Source organism: Micromonospora sp. NPDC047134 (assembly GCF_040643455.1).
GTDB lineage: Bacteria > Actinomycetota > Actinomycetes > Mycobacteriales > Micromonosporaceae > Micromonospora.
Genome location: NZ_JBEYUI010000023.1, coordinates 59,143 through 79,903 on the forward strand (window position 1 = coordinate 59,143; position 20,761 = coordinate 79,903).

General features: G+C 70.4%; 16 protein-coding genes and 1 pseudogene. 5 read left to right on the plus strand and 12 right to left on the minus strand.

Going from position 1 to position 20,761, the window contains the following annotated elements; translation table 11 throughout:
* Positions 1-85 precede the first annotated feature (85 nt).
* Positions 86-2,470, minus strand: a complete 2,385-nt coding sequence (gene pcrA / locus ABZ795_RS23705; RefSeq protein WP_327024118.1) for a DNA helicase PcrA — start codon at positions 2,468-2,470, stop codon at positions 86-88.
* 302 nt (positions 2,471-2,772) lie between these two features.
* Between pcrA and ABZ795_RS23710 the strand changes: the two genes are divergently transcribed.
* The gene (locus ABZ795_RS23710; RefSeq protein ID WP_357531923.1) at positions 2,773-3,132 is read left to right on the plus strand and encodes a chorismate mutase; all 360 of its coding nucleotides are present in this window, start codon (positions 2,773-2,775) and stop codon (positions 3,130-3,132) included.
* Between the two features lie 171 nt (positions 3,133-3,303).
* Here ABZ795_RS23710 and ABZ795_RS23715 read toward each other — a convergent pair whose 3' ends face one another.
* The 7 genes from ABZ795_RS23715 to ABZ795_RS23745 all read right to left on the minus strand — a co-directional run bounded on the left by ABZ795_RS23715 (position 3,304) and on the right by ABZ795_RS23745 (position 11,477).
* Positions 3,304-4,314: a dipeptide ABC transporter ATP-binding protein gene (locus tag ABZ795_RS23715; RefSeq protein ID WP_357531924.1), complete on the minus strand. Its 1,011-nt coding sequence runs from the start codon at positions 4,312-4,314 to the stop codon at positions 3,304-3,306.
* Positions 4,307-5,344, minus strand: a complete 1,038-nt coding sequence (locus ABZ795_RS23720; protein WP_327024116.1) for an ABC transporter ATP-binding protein — start codon at positions 5,342-5,344, stop codon at positions 4,307-4,309. The genes ABZ795_RS23715 and ABZ795_RS23720 overlap by 8 nt, the downstream gene beginning before the upstream one ends.
* Positions 5,345-5,347: 3 nt before the next feature.
* On the minus strand, positions 5,348-6,292 hold the full coding sequence (locus tag ABZ795_RS23725; protein WP_357531925.1) for an ABC transporter permease: 945 nt from the start codon (positions 6,290-6,292) through the stop codon (positions 5,348-5,350).
* A 71-nt stretch (positions 6,293-6,363) separates the two neighbouring features.
* Positions 6,364-7,425 carry an ABC transporter permease gene (locus tag ABZ795_RS23730; protein ID WP_327024114.1) on the minus strand — a complete coding sequence of 354 codons (1,062 nt, stop codon included), beginning with the start codon at positions 7,423-7,425 and terminating at the stop codon, positions 6,364-6,366.
* A 106-nt stretch (positions 7,426-7,531) separates the two neighbouring features.
* A complete protein-coding gene (locus tag ABZ795_RS23735) occupies positions 7,532-9,163 on the minus strand; it encodes an ABC transporter substrate-binding protein (RefSeq protein ID WP_357531926.1) in 1,632 nt (543 codons plus the stop codon).
* A gap of 362 nt (positions 9,164-9,525) precedes the next feature.
* Positions 9,526-10,215 (minus strand): response regulator transcription factor, encoded by a 690-nt coding sequence (locus ABZ795_RS23740; protein ID WP_327024112.1) that lies wholly within the window; start codon positions 10,213-10,215, stop codon positions 9,526-9,528.
* The gene (locus ABZ795_RS23745; RefSeq protein ID WP_357531935.1) at positions 10,212-11,477 is read right to left on the minus strand and encodes a PspC domain-containing protein; all 1,266 of its coding nucleotides are present in this window, start codon (positions 11,475-11,477) and stop codon (positions 10,212-10,214) included. Before ABZ795_RS23745 ends, ABZ795_RS23740 begins: the two co-directional genes overlap by 4 nt.
* Positions 11,478-11,641: 164 nt before the next feature.
* On the opposite strand from ABZ795_RS23745, the gene ABZ795_RS23750 reads away from it, so the two are divergent.
* The 3 genes and pseudogenes from ABZ795_RS23750 (at position 11,642) to ABZ795_RS23760 (ending at position 15,202) form a co-directional block, all read left to right on the plus strand.
* Entirely contained in the window at positions 11,642-13,366 is a 1,725-nt protein-coding gene (locus tag ABZ795_RS23750; RefSeq protein WP_357531927.1) for a PspC domain-containing protein, read from the plus strand.
* A pseudogene (locus ABZ795_RS23755) lies at positions 13,363-13,545 on the plus strand (hypothetical protein); the annotation flags it as partial. The gene ABZ795_RS23750 and the pseudogene ABZ795_RS23755, both read left to right, overlap by 4 nt.
* Positions 13,546-13,954: 409 nt before the next feature.
* Entirely contained in the window at positions 13,955-15,202 is a 1,248-nt protein-coding gene (locus ABZ795_RS23760; RefSeq protein WP_357531928.1) for a phosphatidylserine decarboxylase, read from the plus strand.
* A 60-nt stretch (positions 15,203-15,262) separates the two neighbouring features.
* Here the strand turns inward: ABZ795_RS23760 and ABZ795_RS23765 are convergent, their stop codons facing one another.
* From ABZ795_RS23765 to ABZ795_RS23775, 3 genes are all read right to left on the minus strand, one after another.
* A complete protein-coding gene (locus tag ABZ795_RS23765) occupies positions 15,263-16,174 on the minus strand; it encodes a CDP-alcohol phosphatidyltransferase family protein (RefSeq protein ID WP_357531936.1) in 912 nt (303 codons plus the stop codon).
* Between the two features lie 367 nt (positions 16,175-16,541).
* Positions 16,542-17,447 (minus strand): NUDIX domain-containing protein, encoded by a 906-nt coding sequence (locus ABZ795_RS23770; RefSeq protein ID WP_357531937.1) that lies wholly within the window; start codon positions 17,445-17,447, stop codon positions 16,542-16,544.
* Between the two features lie 128 nt (positions 17,448-17,575).
* Positions 17,576-18,523 carry an NUDIX hydrolase gene (locus ABZ795_RS23775; RefSeq protein WP_327024108.1) on the minus strand — a complete coding sequence of 316 codons (948 nt, stop codon included), beginning with the start codon at positions 18,521-18,523 and terminating at the stop codon, positions 17,576-17,578.
* 144 nt (positions 18,524-18,667) lie between these two features.
* Between ABZ795_RS23775 and ABZ795_RS23780 the strand changes: the two genes are divergently transcribed.
* The gene (locus ABZ795_RS23780; RefSeq protein WP_357531929.1) at positions 18,668-19,066 is read left to right on the plus strand and encodes a PspC domain-containing protein; all 399 of its coding nucleotides are present in this window, start codon (positions 18,668-18,670) and stop codon (positions 19,064-19,066) included.
* A gap of 7 nt (positions 19,067-19,073) precedes the next feature.
* Here ABZ795_RS23780 and guaA read toward each other — a convergent pair whose 3' ends face one another.
* Complete coding sequence (gene guaA / locus ABZ795_RS23785; RefSeq protein WP_357531930.1) at positions 19,074-20,630, minus strand: glutamine-hydrolyzing GMP synthase; 1,557 nt, start codon at positions 20,628-20,630, stop codon at positions 19,074-19,076.
* Positions 20,631-20,761: the final 131 nt, after the last annotated feature.

Below are 20,761 nucleotides of genomic sequence, written 5' to 3' on the forward strand. Positions count from 1 at the left end.
ATCGAGACGGCGCACGAATACATGCGGCAAGCTTACCGCGAGCGACCTTCTCCCGTCGCCCTCGTTGATCAACGAGGGCGGAGTCTCAGAGCTTGTCGATCGGGGCGTGCCGCAGCACCAACCAGAGGGTCTGGTCACCGAAGTCGATCTGGGCCCGGGCACCGGGGCCGTGCCCCTCCACGGTGACCACCCGCCCCAACCCGTACCGCTGGTGGTTGACCCGGTCCCCGGCGGCGACCTTCGGCCCCTGCGGCAGGTCGCTGGCGGTGGCCAGGCGGCTGCCGTCCACCCCGAGCTTGCGGGCCAACTGCACCGCCCGGGGGGTGCCCCCGGTGAAGGTGCCACGCCCGCCGGGGGTGCGCTCGGAGCGGCCACCCACCCCGCCGCCCCCGCCACCCCAGGAGGTGTACGTCCCTTCGGTCCGCTCCCAGCGGACCAGTTCCGGGGGCAGTTCCTCGACGAACCGGGAGGGGGGGTTGTAGGAGGGCTGCCCCCAGGCCGACCGGGTCACCGCCCGGGAGAGGTAGAGCCGCTGCCGGGCCCGGGTGATGCCGACGTACGCCAGCCGACGCTCCTCCTCCAGCTCCCGGGTGTCGCCGAGGGAGCGCAGGTGCGGGAAGACCCCGTCCTCCAGGCCGGTGAGGAAGACCACCGGGAACTCCAGGCCCTTGGCGGTGTGCAGGGTCATCAGGGTGACCACCCCCTGGTGGTCCGGATCGTCGGTCGGCACCTGGTCGGCGTCGGCGACCAGCGCCACCTGCTCCAGGAAGCCGGCCAGGGTGGCCCGCTCCCCCTCCTCGCCGGTCGCCTCGATCCGTTCGGTGTACTCCCGGGCGACGCTGACGAGTTCCTGAAGGTTGTCGACCCGCCCGACGTCCTGCGGGTCGAGGCTCTCCTCCAACTCGGTCAGGTATCCCGAGCGGGTCAGCACCGCCTCCAGCACCTCCTCCGGGGTGCCCTCGTCGGCCAACTCCCGGGCGGAGTCGAGCAGGGCCACGAAGTCGGCGATGCCGTTGGCCGCCCGGCTGGAGATGCCCGGGGCCTCCTTGGCCCGACGCAGGGCCGCACCGAAGGAGATCCGGTCGCGGGCGGCCAGCGCCTCCACACACGCCTCGGCGCGCTCGCCGATGCCCCGACGCGGGGTGTTGAGAACGCGGCGCAGGCTTACGGTGTCGTCGTCGTTGACCACGGCGCGCAGGTAGGCCAGGGCGTCCCGGACCTCCTTGCGCTCGTAGAAGCGCACCCCGCCGACGACCTTGTACGGCAGGCCGACCCGGATGAACACCTCCTCGAAGACCCGGGACTGGGCGTTGGTGCGGTAGAAGACCGCCACATCCCCCGGCCGGGCCTCGTCGGCGTCGACCAGCCGGTCGATCTCCCGGGCCACCCAGTCGGCCTCGGCGTGCTCGGTGTCGGCGACGTACGCCACGATCGGCTCGCCCTGGCCGGCGTCGCTCCACAGCCGCTTGGGTTTGCGGGAGGTGTTGCGGTCGATCACCGCGTTCGCGGCGTTCAGGATGGTCTGGGTGGAGCGGTAGTTCTGCTCCAGCAGGATGGTGCGGGCGTCGGCGAAGTCGCGCTCGAACTCCAGGATGTTGCGGATGGTCGCGCCCCGGAAGGCGTAGATCGACTGGTCGGCGTCACCGACCACGCACAGCTCGGCCGGTGCCAGCCCCTCGGTGCCGGAGACCAACTCCTTGATCAGCACGTACTGCGCGTGGTTGGTGTCCTGGTACTCGTCGACCAGGACGTGCCGGAACCGACGCCGGTAGCTCTCCGCGACGTGCGGGTGCGACTGGAGCAGGTGCACCGTCGTCATGATCAAGTCGTCGAAGTCGAGGGCGTGCGCCTCCCGCAGCCGCCGCTGATAGAGGGTGTACGCCTCGGCCAGCGCCCGCTCGTTGGGCCCGGAGGCCCGGGCGGCGAAGGTCTCCGGGTCGACCAGTTCGTTCTTCAGGTTGGAGACCTGGGCGGCCAGCCCTCGGGCGGGGTAGCGCTTGGGGTCGAGATCCAGCTCCCGGGCGACCATCTGCATCAACCGACGGGAGTCGTCCGCGTCGTAGATCGAGAAGGTCGACTTCAGGCCGGCGTGCTCGTGCTCGGCGCGCAGAATCCGTACACAGGCCGAGTGGAAGGTGGAGACCCACATCAGTCGGGCGCGCGGACCGACCAGGGCGGCCACCCGCTCCTTCATCTCACCGGCGGCCTTGTTGGTGAAGGTGATCGCGATGATCTCGCCGGGGTGCACCTCCCGCGCGGCGAGCAGGTAGGCGATCCGGTGGGTGAGCACCCGGGTCTTGCCCGAACCGGCACCGGCGACGATCAGCAGCGGCGACCCGGCGTGGGTCACCGCCTCCCGTTGCGGACCGTTGAGGTCGGCCACGAGTTGCAACGGGTCGAGGCCGCTCGGCGCGGCCCGACGCGGCGGTTGCTCCGGCGGGGACACGGGGATGTCGAAGAGAGGATGCATCGCAGAGCGAGTCTATGCCGACCCCCGGACAGCCCCCGCCCGGCGGTGAAGGACGGGCCACGGTGAACCGCATCCTCGCAGGCTGCGCCGGTCGTTTTCTTGCATCCCCCGGGCCCGGGGGGCATACTCGACGACGTGTTCGATCAGCGCTGCTACTTTTTTTACTACGGCACCGGGAGTCCGGCAGCCGTGGGTCGCGCCTGATCAATCAGACCTACGAAAGCCCCGGGCTCACGGAGCCCGGGGCTTTCATCGTCCCGGGATCCGGGTAGCGGGCACCAGACCTTGAGAGGTACCCGAAGATGTCAGACGTGATGGAGCAGAGTGGCGTCCCGGCCGGCGCCGGCGTAACCGAGGGCACCGGCGGTGCCGAGGCGACGGACGCGGTGAAGCCGGGCACCGGGACCACGGAGCCGATGGCCGCCGCCCGGATCGCCGAGATCCGGACCCGGATCGACGAGATCGACCGTACCCTCATCGAGCTGTGGCGGGAACGGTCCGCCCTGTCCCGCGAGGTGGGGGCCACCCGACTGGCCTCCGGCGGAACCCGGCTGGTGCTCTCCCGCGAGCAGGAGATCCTGGAGCGCTTCAACAGCGCCCTCGGCGCCGACGGCACCCAGCTCGCCCTGCTGCTCCTGCGCGCCGGCCGAGGACCACTCTGACCCGGCCGCCCGGCAGGCGGCTCCGACCGGCCGGCCGGTGGGCAGTGGGGCCCGGGACAGGAATCCGGGACGCCGGCCGTTGGTGACGGTCGACGCCCCGGATCACTGAGGAGGCACTTACCTTTACCGCCGGTCCCATCCGGATCATCGGGGCAGGCGGCGTCTATGCGGCTACTCCGTAGCGTGCACCACGTCGCGTACCTCGGCGAAGTGGCAGGCGCTCGGGTGGCCGGACTTGTCCCGGACCTCCAGCAGCGGCTCCTGCTCGGCGCAGATGTCCTGCGCCTTCCAGCAGCGGGTCCGGAACCGGCAACCCGAGGGAGGGTTGGCCGGGGAGGGCACATCGCCGGTCAGCACGATCTGGTCCCGCTGGCCCCGCAGCTTCGGGTCCGGCACGGGCACCGCCGACAGCAGCGCCTGGGTGTACGGATGGGTCGGCGTCTCGTAGATCTCGTCCTCGGTGCCGATCTCGACGATCTTGCCGAGGTACATCACCGCTACCCGGTCGGCGATGTGCCGGACCACCGACAGGTCGTGGGCGATGAAGATGTACGACAGACCCAGCTCGTTCTGGAGCTTCTCCAGCAGGTTGATCACCTGGGCCTGGATGGAGACGTCAAGCGCCGACACCGGCTCGTCACAGAGGATGATCTCCGGGTTGAGCGCCAGCGCCCGGGCGATGCCGATGCGCTGCCGCTGACCGCCGGAGAACTGGTGCGGGTACCGGTTGATGTGGTCGGGGTTGAGACCGACCAGCTCCAGCAGCTCCTGCACCTTGCCCCGCCGCTGCCCCTTGGGCACCACGTCCGGGTGCACCGCGAAGGGCTCGCCGATGATGTCACCGACGGTCATCCGGGGGTTCAGTGAGGTGTACGGGTCCTGCATCACCAGTTGGATGTTGCGCCGGCCCCGGCGCCGCTCCTCGGCACCGACCTTGGCCATGTTCCGGCCCTGCACGAACAGGTCACCGGAGGTCGGCGTCTCCAACCCGACCAGCATCCGGGCCAGGGTCGACTTGCCGCAGCCGGACTCGCCGACGACCCCGAGGGTCTCCCCCCGGCGCAGTTGCAGGTTGACCCCGTCGACCGCCCGAACCGCACCGTACTGCTTCTTGAAGACGATCCCCTGGGTCAGCGGGAAGTGCTTCACCAGGTCGCGGGTCTCCAGCACGAAGTCACTCATCGCCCTTGACCTCCTTCCAGAAGTGGCAGGCCGACGTGCGGCTCGGCGTCACCTGGTACAGCGGCGGCGCCGGGTCCTGGCGGCAGACGTCCTGTGCGTACCGGCAGCGGGGGTTGAAGGCGCAGCCCGGCGGGATGTTGGTCAGCGCCGGGGGCAGGCCCTTGATGGCGCTGAGTTCCTGACCCTTGAGGTCCAGGCGCGGGATCGACTCCAACAGACCCTTGGTGTACGGGTGGGCCGGGCTGGCGTAGATGTCGTCCACCCCGGCTTCCTCGATGACCCGACCGGCGTACATGACCGAGATCCGGTCCGCCACGTCGGCGACCACCCCCATGTCGTGGGTGATCAGCACCAGGGCCATGTTCCGCTCCTGCTGGAGCTCGGCCAGCAGGGCCATGATCTGGGCCTGGACGGTCACGTCCAACGCGGTGGTCGGCTCGTCGGCGATCAGCACCTCGGGGTCGAGTGCCAGCGCCATCGCGATCATCACGCGCTGGCGCATACCCCCGGAGAACTGGTGGGGGTAGTCGTTCACCCGCTGATTCGCCGCCGGGATCTTGACCAGGTCGAGCAGCTCGACCGCGCGGGCCTTGGCGTCCCGGCGGGACATGCCCCGGTGCTTACGGAACAGCTCGGCGAGCTGGAACCCGACCGTGAAGACCGGGTTCAGCGCGGAGAGGGCGTCCTGGAAGATCATCGCGATCCGGTTGGCCCGGACCCGGCGGCGCTGCGCCTCGGGCAGCTTCAGCAGGTCGACACCCCGGTAGAGGATCTCTCCACCGGTGACGAACCCGGGCGGGGTGTCCAGGATGCCCATGATCGCCTGAGCGGTCACGCTCTTGCCGCAGCCCGACTCGCCGAGGATCGCCCGGGTCTCGCCGGCCCGCACGTCGAAGCTCACTCCGTTGACCGCGTGGGCGATGCCGTTGCGGGTGCGGAACTCCACCTGCAGGTTCTTGACCTCCAGCGGCAGCGCGTTCGGGTCCAGACCCGGCAGCGCGTCCAACTTGACGTTCACATCAGTGCTCATGCCTCACCGGAACTTCGGGTCGAGGGCGTCACGCAGGGCGTCACCCATGAGGATGAAGGACAGCACCGTGCCGACCAGCAGGCCGCAGGGGAAGAGCAGCAGCCACGGATCCTCCAGGAAGTAGACCTGGTGGACCGAGATCATGATGCCCCACGACTGGGCCGGCGGCTGGAGCCCGACACCGAGGAAGGTCAGCGTGGCCTCCGCGGCGACGAACGAGCCGAGCACGATGGTCGCGTACACCAGCATCGGGGCGATCGCGTTCGGCAGGATGTGCCGGAACATCAGCCGCGAGTTGCGGGCACCCACGGCCTTAGCCGCGTGTACGTAGTCCAGATCCTTCGCGGAGATCACGCTGCCCCGGATGATCCGGGCGATTGTCGGCCAGGCCAGCAGGAACAGCACCATGGTGATGGTCCAGATGTTCTGCCGCTTGATCACGGTCAGGAACACGATCGCGCCGAGCAGGAACGGCAGCGAGAAGAAGATGTCCATCACCCGGGAGATGATCGTGTCGACCCAGCCGCCGTAGTAGCCGGCCAGCAGACCGAGCAGGCCACCGACGATCACGATGGCGGAGGTCGCCATCACCGCGATCACCATCGACGGCCACGCGCCGTAGATGGCGTGCGAGTAGTAGTCACAACCGAGGATGTCGTACCCGAAGGGGTGCTCCCAGCTAGGCCCGATGCGGGACCGGTCGGTGCTGCAGGCACGCGGATCCTGGCTGGTCCAGAGCTTCGGGAAGAGGGCCATCGAGCCGACCATGAGGATGTAAAGGGAGGCGATCACGAAAACCGGGTCGCGGACCAACTGCCGGCGGGCGTCCGCCCACAGGCTGGCGTTGCGCTCCTTGCCGCTGCCGCCGGTCGTGGCCTCCGTCGTCGGACCGTCACCGCCGACCGGCGCGCCCCCGACGGCCGCACCCGCACTCGTCAGGTCACTCATGTCCACACCTCGTTTCGCTCCAGCCGGAGGCAGTCGGATGCCCTGCGGTCCGCATCGTCACCACGGTTCGGTCACTCATAGCGGATCCTCGGGTCGAGCACGGCGTACAGCAGGTCGACCAGCAGGTTGGCGATCAGGACGACAAGCACCAGCATGGTCACCACACCGACCACGACTGAAGATTCGCCGGTACGGGCGGAGAAGGTCACCAGTCGACCGATGCCGGGAACGTTGAAGATCGTTTCCGTGACGACCGCACCCGCCATCGCCGCACCGATGTCGACGCCGAGGAAGGTGATCACCGGAATCAGCGAGTTGCGCAGCGTGTGCACGCCGATGACCCGCTTGTTCGCCAGGCCCTTGGCCTTGGCGGTCCGGACGTAGTCGGCCCGGATGTTCTCCATGATGCTGGTCCGGGTCAGCCGGGCCGTGGTGGCCAGCGAGACTGCGCCGAGCACCATGCCGGGAATGATCAGGCTGGCGAACGGATAGTCGGCCTTGAAGCCGGGCGTGAAGACACCCGCGGAAATCACGTCGGGAATCCAGTCCTGGCCCCGCAGGACGTTGCCGAACTTGACCCCGACGAATTCCCGCACCACCACGCCGAGCACGAAGATCGGCACCGAGATGAGGAAGACCGTGCTGATCTTCACCATGTAGTCGATGAAACTGCCACCGCGCAGACCGGCAAGCACACCTGCTGCGATACCCACGACCGCCTCGAAGATGATCGCGATCACCAGCAGCTTGAGAGTGAACGGGATGGCGTCGGCCACCAGGTCCGTGACCTCACGCTGACGCAGGTTGATGCCGAAGTCGAAGCGGAAGAAGATGTTGCCCAGGCGGTCGAAGAAAAGACCCGGCTCGTAGCTGGTGCCCAGCCAGCCGTTGCCGTCTGCCGCCACGCGCCAGAGGCAGGGGTCACCCTTGCGGCTCAGGCATGGGTCACCGTAACCGAGCCGCTCGGTGAGCGCGTCCAACTGGGCGGGGGAGGGGGTCCGGTCACCGAACATGGCCCGGACCGGGTTCCCGCTGAACTGGATGGCCAGCGAGGTGATGTAGTGAAGCAGGAACATGGTGCCCAGCACGGTGGGGATGAACTGGAGCAACCGTCGAATGACGTAGCGCCCCATCTCGGGGTCTCCTCTCGGCGCTGACGTGGCGGTAACGATCACCCTGGTGAGGTGACCGTTACCGCCACGTCGTATTACGGCTGGGTCAGGAGCCTGAAGCTCAGTTCTACTTCAGAGAGGTCGCTGCGTAGTCCGCGTCGGAAACGGCGTTCCAGACGAACTGGTCGACGTTCTCGCTGTAGAGGGCACCAACCTTGTTGAACCACATCGGGATGACCGGCAGGTCCTCACCGACCAGGTCCTCCGCCTTCTGGTAGGACGGGATCGCGGCCTGGATCGAGTCGGCCGAGTCACCCTCCTTCATCGCGGCGTCGAACTCCGGGTTGCTGTAGGTCGAGTTGTTGCTGCCCGAACCCGTGCCGTAGAGCGGGTAGAGGAAGGTCTCCATGAACGGGTAGTCCGGGCCCCAGCCGAGCCGGAATCCACCGGTGAACTTCTTCTGGTCCGCGGTCTCGAGGTACTCGGCGAACTGCAGGTTGACCTTCAGCTCGTAGTCGATGCCCAGGGCGTCCTTGATCTGGTCACCAACGGCCTGCAGCCACTGGTCGTGACCGGCACCGGCGTTGGCCCACAGGATCAGCTTCTCACCGGCCGGCCAGCCGCCAGCCTCGGCGAGCAGCTGCTTGGCCTTCTCGACGTCCTTGGTGCAGTACTTGCAGACGTCGGCGCGGGCACCCTCGAAGGTCGGGGCGACGAAGCCGGTGGCCGGGGTGAACCGGCCGTCGAAGACGGCGTCGATGATCGACTGGCGGTCGATCGACAGCGAGAGCGCCTGACGGATCCGCTTGTCCTTGAAGTTGTCCTGGTACAGCGGCATACCGACGTAGGTGAAGCTGTCACCCGGCTGCTCGTACATGCGGTCGTTGTAGGTGGCCTTGGCCTCCTTGTAACGGGCCGGCGGCACGGTGTACATCACGTCCAGCTCGCCGGCCTGGAAGGCGGCGTAACCGGCGTCGACGTCGGCGAAGATCTTGTACTCGATGCGGTCCGGCTTGCCGGGCTCACCCTTCCAGGTGTCGCTGCGAACCACGTTGATCGCAACGTTGTGCTGCCAGTTGCCGTCCATCTTGTACGGGCCGTTACCGATCGGCTTCTCGTTGCAGGCCGCGATGTCGGCGACGCACGCCTCGGCCATCGGGAAGAAGCCCGGGTAGCCGATGGTGGTCGGGAAGCCGGAGAACGGGGCCTCCAGCTCGACGGTGAAGGTCAGGTCGTCGACCTTCTTGAGGCCGGAGAGCTCCTTGGCCTTCGGCTCCGGGGCCTTCTGCGGGCCGTCGCCGTCCGGGTCCACGGACTGGACGTCCTTGATCCCGGCGATGCGCTTCATGAAGTAGCCGTTGTTCTGGGTGTTCGGGCTGTAGGCCGCGAAGTTCCAGGAACGGATGAAGGCGTCGGCGTTGACCGGCTCGCCGTTGTCGAAGGTGTAGCCGCTCTTGATCTTGATGGTCCAGAGCTTCTGGTCATCCGACTCGACCGACTCGGCCAGGTCCATCTCGACCGCGGAGGTCTGGGCGTTGTACTTCACCAGACCGCGGAAAAGCGAACGGATCACATACAGCGACGGCTCGTCGTCACCACCGGAGGGCGTCAGGAACGCCGGCTCCGCGTTGTAGACGCGCAACGTGCCGCCGGTCGAGCCGGCGTTGTCGTTGTCGTTGTCGCTACTGCCGCCGCAGGCGGTAGCCAACATGGCGGTGGCGGTCGCCGCGACCGCCACCTTCAGGAATTTCCCGCGCATGGGAGTGCCTCCTCAGGGCGCTCGGCTCACGAGGGGGTTGTGAGGTGCCTGCCACTGTGACACCCGATGCGCCCAAGCCGGAAGGCGTGTTATCAACCCGATACCCGCCCGGGACGGTGCCGACATCCACCTGGAGTCGAATTCGCGCCACCCCGGATGCATGGTATGACCTGCCCGTCAACGGGTTTTCACGCCCGAATGGACGATTGGCAGAGGGGCGTTGATGATCTCTGTGACGGCGAGAAATCAGAACGTGAATCCGGCCACTCGTAGCCAGATGCTACCCGAAAGTAGGAGTCGAGTTCCAGACGTGCAGACACGTTGATCATCCGGGTGATCGATTCGCCGACCCCGACGATCGGTTAGACCAGTCGGCGGTCCGCCGCCCATCGGGACAACTCGTACCGGTTGGACATCTGGAGCTTGCGCAACACGTTGGAGACATGGGTCTCCACCGTCTTGATCGAGATGAAGAGCTCCCGGGCGATCTCCTTGTACGCGTACCCCCGGGCCAGCAGTCGCAACACCTCGCGCTCGCGGTTGGTCAGCTGGTCCAGTTCGGGGTCCGCGACCGGGGCGTCCGGGCGGGCGGCGAAGGCGTCCAGCACGAAGCCGGCCAGCCGTGGGCTGAACACCGCGTCCCCGTCGGCCACCCGGCGGATCGCCGCGGCCAGCTCGTCCGGGGAGATGGTCTTGGTCACGTAGCCCCGGGCACCGGCCCGGATCAGCCCGATCACGTCCTCGGCGGCATCGGAGACGCTCAGCGCCAGGAACCGCACCTGGGGATGGCTGCGCCGCATCGCCTCCAGCACCGCCCGGCCCCCACCGTCGGGCATGTGTACGTCCAGCAGCACGACATCGGGTCCGGTGGCGGCGATCCGGCTGACCGCCTCGGCCACCGTGCTCGCCTCGCCGACCACCTCCACGTGCGCGCCCAGCTCGGCGCGTACGCCGGCCCGGAACATCGCGTGGTCGTCGACCAGGAACACCCGCAGCCGCTCAGGGCGGGCCTCGGCCGCCTCGGCCGGTTGCCTCGACTGCTCAGCCATCATCTGGTCCTCTCCGCAGTGGCCGACTCCCGGGTGATCGGCAAGATCAGCCGGACCTCGGTCCCCTCCCCAGGCCGGGAGCGGATCTCCGCCCGGCCGCCGTGCCGCTTCATCCGTCCGATGATGGAACCTCGGACCCCGTGCCGGTGATCCTCCACGGTATCCGGATCGAACCCGGCACCCCGGTCCCGAACGAAGACGCTGACCTGGTCGGGTTCCACCTCGGCGTACAGCGAGACGGTCTGCACCCCGGCGTGCCGGGCGGCGTTCACCAGGGCCTCGCGGGCGGCGGCGACCAGCGCGCCGACCCGCTCGTCGGTCTCCCGGTCGCCGACCACCACCGCCTCGACGGTGATCGCGAAGGTGTCCTCGACCTCGGCCGCCGCCTGCTCCAGGGCGGCCGCGAACCGCTCCGTCGGTGATCCGGTGGGCTTGTAGAGCCAGTTGCGCAGGGATCGCTCCTGGCCCCGGGCCAGGCGCTGCACCATCTTGACGTCGCTGGCGTTGCGCTGGATCAACGCCAGGGTGTGCAGCACCTGGTCGTGCACCATGGCCGCCAACTCGGCCCGCTCCTGCTCACGGATGCGCCCCTCCCGCTCCGAGCGGAGCTGGTTCCAGGTCCGCCAGAGCACCGGGGCGGCCACCACTCCCACCCCGGCCAGCCCGACCAGCGCGAAGATGACCCCGTTGACGACCGCGTCCATGTTCTGCGCCGGGGAGTACACCGCGGCGACCCCGATGATGCCGACCGCCACCAGCACCCCGCCGCCGACGAAGCGCAGCACGAAGGCCCGCCGGTCGCTCTCCTCCACCACCGCGCTGAGCCAGGGCACCGGCATCGAGTCGCCCCACTGGCGCCGCCGCTCCGGCCCGGACTGGTGCCAGATCACCCCGGCGCCGACCGCGATGATCGCCACCAGCCAGCCCGCCGTACCGGCCGCGCCCACCGAGTCGAAGACCATCACCTGGATCAGCAGGACCCCGAGCCCGATCGCCACGAACGGCAACAGTTGGGCGATGTCTCGACGGGGTGGCGCCGCGGTGTCACCGGGGCGCAGCGGGACCACGGCCCAGAAGGCGGCGTACAGCAGCAGACCCAGACCGCTGAGCCCTAGCAGCACCATGAAGGCGATCCGGACCCGCAGCACCGGGACCCCGAGGTGCTCGGCGATGCCGGCGGCCACCCCGGCGGCCATCCGGTTCTCCGGGGCGCGGTAGAGGCGGGGTGGCTGACTCACGGCACTGATCACGGGCTCCCTGGGCAGGATCTTTGCCGGATGCGGTCGGGCTCCGGCCCAGGTTGATCGTCACATGCAGAACGGCCGGCCGACCACGGGGAGGCCCCGGAGATTGGGTGGCGTCGGATCTCAGGGTGGGGTCAGGGTCGCCTCCTGAGGCGCTCGGGCCCCCGGCGTCGCAGGATCGAGATATGACCGACGACCCTGCGCAGCCGCACCGACCGGAGCCGACGGAAGCCGAGGCGACCTCGCCGACCCCGTCCGCATCCTCGGCCGCGCCCGCATCGCCGGGCTCGGCCGGGGACGACACGGCAGCGCCGGGCACCCAGCGGATGCCCACCACGGCCTCCGAGGCCCCGACCGCACCCCTTTCGCCCGCACCCTCCGCCGGGCCCGGGCCGACCAGCCCGCCACCGTACGACCCGAGCACCGTCCCACCGCCCGGCGGCCGCTGGGGCGGTCCCCCGCACGACCCCACCGCCGTCCCGCCTCCCGGTGGCGGCTGGGGCGGGCCGACCGCCAGCGCGCCCCCTCCCGCGGGTGGTGCCGGCGGGCCCTTCGGAGGGGCCGGCTTCACCTCCCGGTACGGGCTGGTCCGTCCCCGCGACGGCCGGTACCTGGCCGGGGTCTGCGCGGCCATCGGCCGAGCCACCAACACCGATCCGGTGCTCTGGCGGGTGCTGCTGGCGGTGCTCGGCTTCTTCGGTGGCGTCGGAATCCTGGTCTACGTAGCCGCCTGGTTGATCATCCCAGGCGAGGGGGACACCGCCTCCCCGGTCGAGTCGATGCTGGGCCGGGGCAGATCCAGCATGTCCCCGGTCACCGTGATCGTGCTCAGCATCCTGGTCGCGGTGGCCTTCGGCTACATCGTCACGGACGCGTTCCGGGCGGTGCTGCTCGGCGCGGCCATCCTGGTCGGTGGGGCGTTGCTGCTCAACCGTCAGCAACAGCAGCGGCAGCCCGCACCGGGCCCCTCGACCACCCCCCCGAATCCGCCACCGGCCTTCACCCCGCCGGTCAGCCACCCCACCCCGAACCCCTACCCGCCGCCGTACGCCGGCAGCCCGCAGACCACCGCCTACCCGCAGTACGCGACGGTCCCCCCCGCCCCACGACCGGAAGAACCCGCCGTGCATCCCTCCCCCGCGCCCCCCTGGTCGACGGCGAGCAACCCGCTGACCCAGCCCGCGGTGACCCCGCCGCCGACGTACCGTCCCCCCTTCGCCCCGCACGGCCCGTACGCGACGCGGACCATGCCCCCACCTCCCCCGCAGCCGAGGCCCAAGCCACCGAAGAAGCCTCGGGAACGCTCCGCCCTCGGCGCGGTGACCTTCTCGCTGATCTTCGTGGCGCTGGGTCTGGTGGGCGTACTCGATCTGCTGGACATCTTCCGGATCGGCGCCTCGGCCTACTTCGCGGCGGCGCTCACCGTGATCGGCCTGGGCCTGCTCGTGGGTGCCTGGTTCGGCCGGGCCCGCTGGCTGATCGCCCTGGGTCTGGTGACCGCAGCCGCCCTTGGGGTGGCCACCATCGCGGAGTCGTACGAGCGGGCCAATGGTCTCGGCGACTCGGTCGTCTGGGCCCCGGCCAGCCACGACGACCTGGCCCTGCGGTACGAGCAGAGCTTCTCCGACGCCGTGCTGGACCTGCGGGCGGTGGATTTCGACAAGCGGGAGACCGAGATCACCGTGGTCATCAACTTCGGTCAGGCCACCGTGCTGCTGCCCCCGAACGTGGACGTGACCGCGGTGACCGAGGTCACCGCCGGTGACGCGGACATCCTCGGTGACCAACGCGGCTGGTCCAGGGACGACCAGCGCCGGGAGGTCGTCGACCTGGGTCCGGACGGACCGGGCGGCGGCAAGCTCCGCCTCAACCTGCACGTCAACGCCGGACACATGGAGGTGACCCGATGAGGGCACACCGTACCGACCTGGTGTCGTTCGTCTTCGGGCTGCTCTTCCTGGCGCTCGCCGCGTGGTGGCTGCTCGCCCAGGTGCTCGGCCTCGTCCTGCCGCCGGTGGGCTGGTTCCTGGCCGGCGGGCTGATCCTGATCGGCCTGCTGGGTCTGCTCGGTGCCCTGCGCTCCACCAAGCAGGCCGACCAACCGGAGCAACCCGGCCAACCCGAGCAGCCCGGCCCGGCGGCCGAGGGGTACGGGGGGCCGCCGGCGGCGGCCGATCCGGATCTGCGCGGCGAGGAGGACCACACCCTGAACCTGACCGAGGAGGATCGGACCCTGCTGACCGGGGAGGACCGCACCCTCGATCTGATCGGCGAGGAGCCACCCGCGCCACAGCGGCGAGGCCCGGCTGCCTGACCATGCGGCAGCGGCGCCACGCCGCCTATGCTGGCCGGTGTGCTCCCGCCTTCCGGCCGGCCCACGTCGCGGGGCATCCCGCGCGGGTCACCGGTTCGCGCGGGCCGCTCGCGGCCGGGCCGATCGTGCCGCCGGGCGGTGATCTCGCGTCAGTCGTCTCTATCCCGTCAGGAGCCCGTTGCAGATGACCCAGTTCCCCGGCGTGCGTGCCGCCGGCCGGTCCGGCCCGGTCCGCCTCGGCGAGCGTGCCGCCCGCACCCTCGTCGCCGAGCTAGCCCGGATCAACGACCCCAAGGCCGCACTGCTGGTAGGTGCGGCGCCGGAGTCCGCGGTGCTGGCCGCGGCCATTGAAGCCCTGCTGCCTGGCGACACCCTGACCGTGGTGCCGGCCGAGTCGGTCAGCCCCGCGGCGCTGCGTGAGCACGTCACCGCCCAGGGGCGTTGGGTAGCCGACCGGGTCCGGGTGGTGGACAGCCTGGCCGAGGCCGAACCGGCCGCGGTGGTGGTGGCCGGAGAGGCCTTGGCCGGCACGGCCGAAGAGGCCCGCGCCACCATCGAGAGCCTGACCAAGCACCTGACCGACGGGGCGGTGCTCAGCGTGGCGACCGCGGTCGGGCGGACCGCCGGTGCGGCCACCGAGATGGAGCGCCAGGGTGCGCTGCACGGCGTCGGGGTCGACCTGGTGCTGCGCAATGCGGAGCCGGTACGGGTCTACCGACTCCGGTTCACCCCGGCGGACTCCGCCGCGGCGGAGCGGCTCGCCCCCGCCTACCGCCCGTCGAGCGTGCCGCTGACCCGGGGCATGCACATCGACTCCAACGGGGTGGCCGCCGCCGGCATCGCCCTGGGTCTGGCCGCCGTCACCCGGCTGACTCGGCCGAAGTCCAAGCTCTGGCTGGTTCCCGCGCTCGCCGCCGCGCCGGTGGCCGCCTTCTTCCGGGACCCGGAGCGGGAGGTGCCGGAGGACCCCTCGGCGGTGGTGGCCGCGGCCGACGGCAAGGTCCTGTCGGTGCAGCGGCTGCACGACGAACGCTTCGGCGACGGCGAGTTCCTGCGGATCGCGGTCTTCCTGTCCGTGCTCGACGTGCATGTCAACCGCTCCCCGGTGGCCGGCAAGGTGGTGGACTACTTCGTCGCCGACGGGGGCTTCGTCAACGCGATGAAGCCGGACGCGGAGCACAACGTGGCCGCGTACACCGTGCTGGACACCGTGCACGGCCCAGTCGTGGTGGCGCAGCGGACCGGTCTGATCGCCCGGCGGATCGTGCAGCGGGCACCGGTGGGCACCCTGCTGGCGCGGGGTGAGCGTTTCGGGCTGATCCGGTTCGGCTCCCGTACGGACGTCTACCTGCCGGTGGAGGCCGCGGACCCGGTGGTCGGGCCCGGCGACAAGGTGGTCGGCGGATCCACCGTCATCGCCCGCTGGCGCTGATCGGAGAGACGAGAAAGGGCGCCGCGGTCGACCGCGGCGCCCTTTTCGTCGGTACGGAGATCAGATGGTGCGACGCTGGTGCAGCCAGAGCACCGGCCCGCTGATCAGGTAGCCGATCACGATCAGGCCGAAGGTCAGCCGGACGTCGATCAGGGCACCGATCACCGGAGCCAGCCAGACCCACGGCGGCAGTTTGACCAGCCGGGCGAGCTTGGCGTACGGGAAGCTGCTGACCATGGTGAAGGCGAGCAGGGCCACCCCGGCGATCTGCACCGCGCCGGGCACCGGCAGGCCGATCACCACCATCAGGGCGAGCACTGCCGCCGCCATCGTGGTGGGTACCCCGCTGAAGAAGCGGCCGTCCTGGGGCGAGACGTTGAACCAAGCCAGCCGGATCGCCGCGCAGGCCGCGACGAGGGCGGCGGCCACTCCGGCGGCCGCGGTCGGCACCTCACCGGCCAGCGAGGCGTAGACCACGACGGGCGCGGCCAGGCCGAAGGAGCACATGTCGGCCAGCGAGTCCATCTGGGCGCCGAAGGGGCTGGAGACGCCGAGCTTGCGGGCCAGGGCCCCGTCCAGGCCGTCGAAGGCGACACAAGCGATGAGCAGCAGGGCGGCGAGTCGTACGTTCCCGCCCATGGCGACGAAGATCGCGTTGATGCCCAGCACCAGGCTGGCCAGGGTGCAGGCGTTGACCAGGGCGAACTTCACCCGACGCGCCATTGTCCGCTCACCGGGCAGCAGCGCGCCCGGGACGGTTGTCGCCTCGCCCCCTGTCAGGGTCTCGACCGGGGCGGCCGGGGCGATCGCTTCGATCCGGGTCCGGTGGAACCGCTTCAGGCCGTAACGACGGCGGGGACGGTCCGAATACCGGGGCTCGGGCAGAACATCGGCCGCGCCGTGCAGCTCGCCATCGCGGCGGCCGACGCGGACCAGCAGGACCTGACGGGCCAGGCTACCGCTGCGACGCAGGGGGCCCGTCCAGTTTCGCCCTGCGGGACGCGGGCTGTCAGTAGTACGACGCCGGCGCCATGGGGCTCTCGGCACGCTTCCTCCATCACCGGATCAGCTGGCCGCCCGTACGGGGCGGGTGTCCGGCTGTCTCGTGCCGGACCTTTCTGGCCCGGCAGCCCATTTTGCGGAGTACACCATCGCATAGGCGAGTGGGGATTGGCGATAGCTGCCGGTCGCGCTCATATCTCCCCCAACCGCGCGAACCAGGCAGTTGTTCCTATCTAGGGCTTCATCGCCCGTTTTCCTTCCTCAGCCCTTCCTCCGACTGTACCGGAGATCGTCATCCAGGGCTTCCGAGCGGGCGCCGGGGGCCCGGCCGCGAGACTCATCGCGCGGCCCTCAGCGCCTCGGCGGCGATCTCCGTGAGGGGGAGTTCACGCAGCTGGGAAGGGGTGAACCAGGCGGCGCGGGCGGTGGAGCCACCGGCCAGCTCGGTCACCGCCGGCTCGGTCGGGCGGTCGACCTGCACCCGGTAGACGACCCGGATGCCATGCCAGTCGATCGGGTATCCCTCTGGGCCCAGAGCAGCGGGATTGTGCAGATTGTCCACCCCGATGAGCTCGCTCACCCGACCCAGTTGGCCCGATTCCTCCACCAGTTCCCGTAGCAGGGCGCTCACCGGCTGCTCACCATGATCCGTACCGCCGCCGGGCAGGTGCCACTGTCCGGCCCCCGGATAGCCCTCCGCGATCAACGCCAGCAGCACCCGCCCGGCCGGGTCGGTCACCAACCCGTACGCCCCGAAGCGCTGCCGTCGGGCGGCCTGGGGTGCGGCGAAGGGCTCCCGTCGACGCAGCGCCCCGGAGGGCAGGGGTACGACCGGCAGGGCCAGCGCCTCGGCGGTGAACGGCAGCAGCGGCAACCCGGCCGCCTCCTGCGGCGTCAACCAGCGCGCCAGATCGGTAGTGCCGTCCCGTTCGGCGCGCAGCGTGCCACCCACGGCCGTCAGCTCGAACAGCACCCGATCGGTGTGCAGGGCGACCCCCAGGTCGGGGTACGGCACCACGTCGGCGACCACCGCCCGCAACCCGGCCACCTCGACGGCCAGTCCGGTCTCCTCGGCCACCTCGCGCAGTACCGCCTGCGCCGGGTGCTCGGCATGCTCCAGCCCACCGCCCGGCAGCGACCACACGCCTGGGAAGTCGGCCCGCTCAGAGCCCCGGACCAGCAGCACCCGCCCCTCGGGGTCGCGCAGCACGCCGTACGCCCCCACCCGCCGCATCTGCTCCACACCGACCCCCGCCCGCACGACCACCTCCGGCCGCCCGGCCGTCGTCGGTCATCTGCCGTCACCCGTCGTGACGTGCCCCGACAATAACTTCATGATCGTGTGGGCCGGGCGGGGAGTGGTGGGTCGGGTCAGGTCAGGCGGGCGGCCTGGACGGCTTCCGCGGTCACCTCGGTGAGACGGTCGGTGGGCAGGGCACCGAGTTCCTCGCGGGCGAACCAGCGAGCCTCACAGGTGGAGCCGCCGACGTCGGCGACCGTGGGGGGCGCCGGCTTGTCGACGACCACCCGGTAGAAGGCGCGTACCCCGTGCCAGTCGATCGGGTAGCCCTCCGGGCCCAGGGAAGCCGCGTCCCGGTGACTGGCCACCCCCAGCAGCCCGACCAGGCGCCCGGTCTGCCCGGTCTCCTCGACCAGTTCCCGGATCAGGGCGGCACCCGGCTGCTCGCCGTAGTCCGTGCCGCCCCCCGGCAGATGCCAGCAACCCGCGCCCGGGTAGCCGTCCGAGACCCGGGTCAGCAGCACCCGGTCGTCCGGATCGGTGACCACCGCGTACGCGGCGAAGCGCTGCGCCCGGTGCAGACCGTCCGGGCCCGGTACGGCGTAGAAGGAGGGGAACTCCGGCGGCTCGTCGGGCACGATGTCCGCCGAGGAGGTCGGCAACCCCAGGGCCCGGGCGGTGAACGAGCGCAGGGGCAGCTGCCTGGCCTCCTCGCGGGTGAACCAGCGGGCCAGATCGGTCGGCCGGTCGACCCGGTCGGTCAGCGAACCACCCCGGACCGAGACCTGGTAGACCAGCCGGTCGGTGTGGATGGTGATGCCGCGTTCGGGCAGCGCCCGCATGTCGGCGAGGACGTCGTGAAGGCCGGCGACGGAGACCGACAGACCGGTCTCGGCGGCGGTCTCGCGCACGACGGTGTGCTTGGGATCCTCGCCGTGGTCGACCGCCCCGCCGGGCAGGGACCACGTACCAGGTGTGCCGGAGCGCTCGGAAGCACGGACCAGCAACACTCGGTCTACCGAATCAGTACAGACTGCATATGCCGCGATCCTGCGAAGCGGCTCCAGCATGGTGGTCACGGGGGGAAATTCTCCCTCCGGCCCGTTAAGGCTGCGGAAAAGAGTCGGATTCCTGACTGATTACTTACCCCTGAGGGGCAAGTCAGGGTATTGATCCGGGCGGTCACCGAGGTCGATGCGCCCCGAGGCGGGGACCGTGGAGGCATGACTTCCACACCCCAGGCCCCGTACAAGCAACTCCGCCGCCCGAAGACCGACCGGATGGTCGCCGGGGTGGCCAGCGGCCTAGGCCGCTACTTCGCGGTCGACCCGAACCTGGTCCGGGTCGTCTTCGCGGTCGCCACCCTGCTCACCGGCGGGATCGCCGCCCTGACGTACCCGATCATGTGGTTCCTGATGCCGGAGGAGCCGGTCAGCGCGCCGGCCTGGCCGTACCTGGCGGGCCCCGCGCCCCAGGGTCCAGCCGGTGGCCCGCCGCACCCTGCCGGACCGGCGGGTCCGCACCCGGCGTGGCCCTTCCCCGCCCCCGGCGCACCGGCGCCGCAGTCCGGGCCGGTGACGCCGGAGCCGCAGCCGCGGAGCGCGCCTCAGCCGCCGGTGTGAGCCGGCCTCACTCCCACTCGATGGTGCCCGGCGGCTTGCTGGTCACGTCCAGGACCACCCGGTTCACCTCGGCTACCTCGTTGGTGATCCGGGTGGAGATCCGGGCGATGACGTCGTAGGGCAGCCGGGACCAGTCCGCCGTCATGGCGTCCTCGCTGGAGACCGGACGCAGCACCACGGGGTGACCGTAGGTACGCCCGTCGCCCTGCACCCCCACACTGCGGACATCGGCCAGCAGCACCACCGGGAACTGCCACACGTCCCGGTCCAGGCCGGCGGCGCTCAGCTCCTGCCGGGCGATGAAGTCGGCCCGGCGTAGCACGTCCAGGCGCTCCTGGTCGACCGCGCCGATGATCCGGATGGCCAGGCCGGGGCCCGGGAAGGGGTGCCGCCAGACCATCGCCTCGGGCAGGCCGAGTTGCAGACCGAGGGCACGGACCTCGTCCTTGAACAGCGTGCGCAGCGGCTCTACCAGGGCGAACTTCAGGTCCTCCGGCAGCCCGCCGACGTTGTGGTGGCTCTTGATGTTGGCGGTGCCGGTGCCCCCGCCGGACTCGACCACGTCCGGGTAGAGGGTGCCCTGCACCAGGAACTCGACGTCACCGTGCGAGGCGATCTCCCGGGCGGCGGCCTCGAAGACCCGGATGAACTCCCGGCCGATGATCTTGCGCTTCTGCTCCGGGTCGGTCACCCCGGCCAGTGCGCCGAGGAACCGGTCGGCCGCGTCGACCACCTTCAGCTTGATGCCGGTGGCCGCCACGTAGTCCTTCTCCACCTGCTCGGCCTCACCGGCCCGCAGCAGACCGTGGTCGACGAAGACGCAGGTGAGCTGGTCGCCGACGGCCCGGTGCACCAGGGCGGCGGCGACCGCGGAGTCCACCCCGCCGCTGAGGCCGCAGATGACCTCCTTGTCACCGACCTGGGCGCGGATCCGGGCCACCTGCTCGTCGATGATGTTCTCCGGGGTCCAGGTGGGCTCGATCCCGGCGATCTCGTACAGGAAGCGGGTCAGCATCTCCTGCCCGTACGCGGTGTGCCCCACCTCGGGGTGGAACTGCACACCGGCCCGACGCCCGGCCAGATCCTCGAAGGCGGCGACCGGCGCACCGGCGGACTCGGCGGTCACCGTGAAGCCCTCCGGGGCCTCGGTGACACAGTCGCCGTGGCTCATCCAGACCGGCAGGTCGGCCGGCAGGTCGCGGAGCAGCACCCCCGGGTCGAGCAGGCGGGGACGCAGCGGGGTGCCGCCGTACTCCCGGTTGCCGGTGCGCGCCACCGTGCCGCCCAGGGCCCGGGCCATCGCCTGGAAGCCGTAGCAGATGCCGAAGACCGGCACCCCCGCCGTGAACAGCCCGCTGTCGACCTGCGGGGCCTCGGGCGCGTAGACGCTGGCCGGGCCGCCGGACAGGATGATCGCGGCCGGGTCCTTGGCCAGCATCTCGGCCACCGGCATGGAGTGCGGCACGATCTCGGAGTAGACCTTGGCCTCACGCACCCGACGGGCGATCAGCTGGGCGTACTGGGCACCGAAGTCGACCACCAGGACAGGACGCGGCAGGCTCATGTGCAGCAAGCCTACCCACCGTCACCCCCTCCCCCACCCCCACCCCACCTCCCGCTCACTCCCCGCCCTCACCCGCTCCCCGCCCCGCCCTCGCCCCGCCGATCTTGCACTTTTCGTCGGGGCGAAAGGTG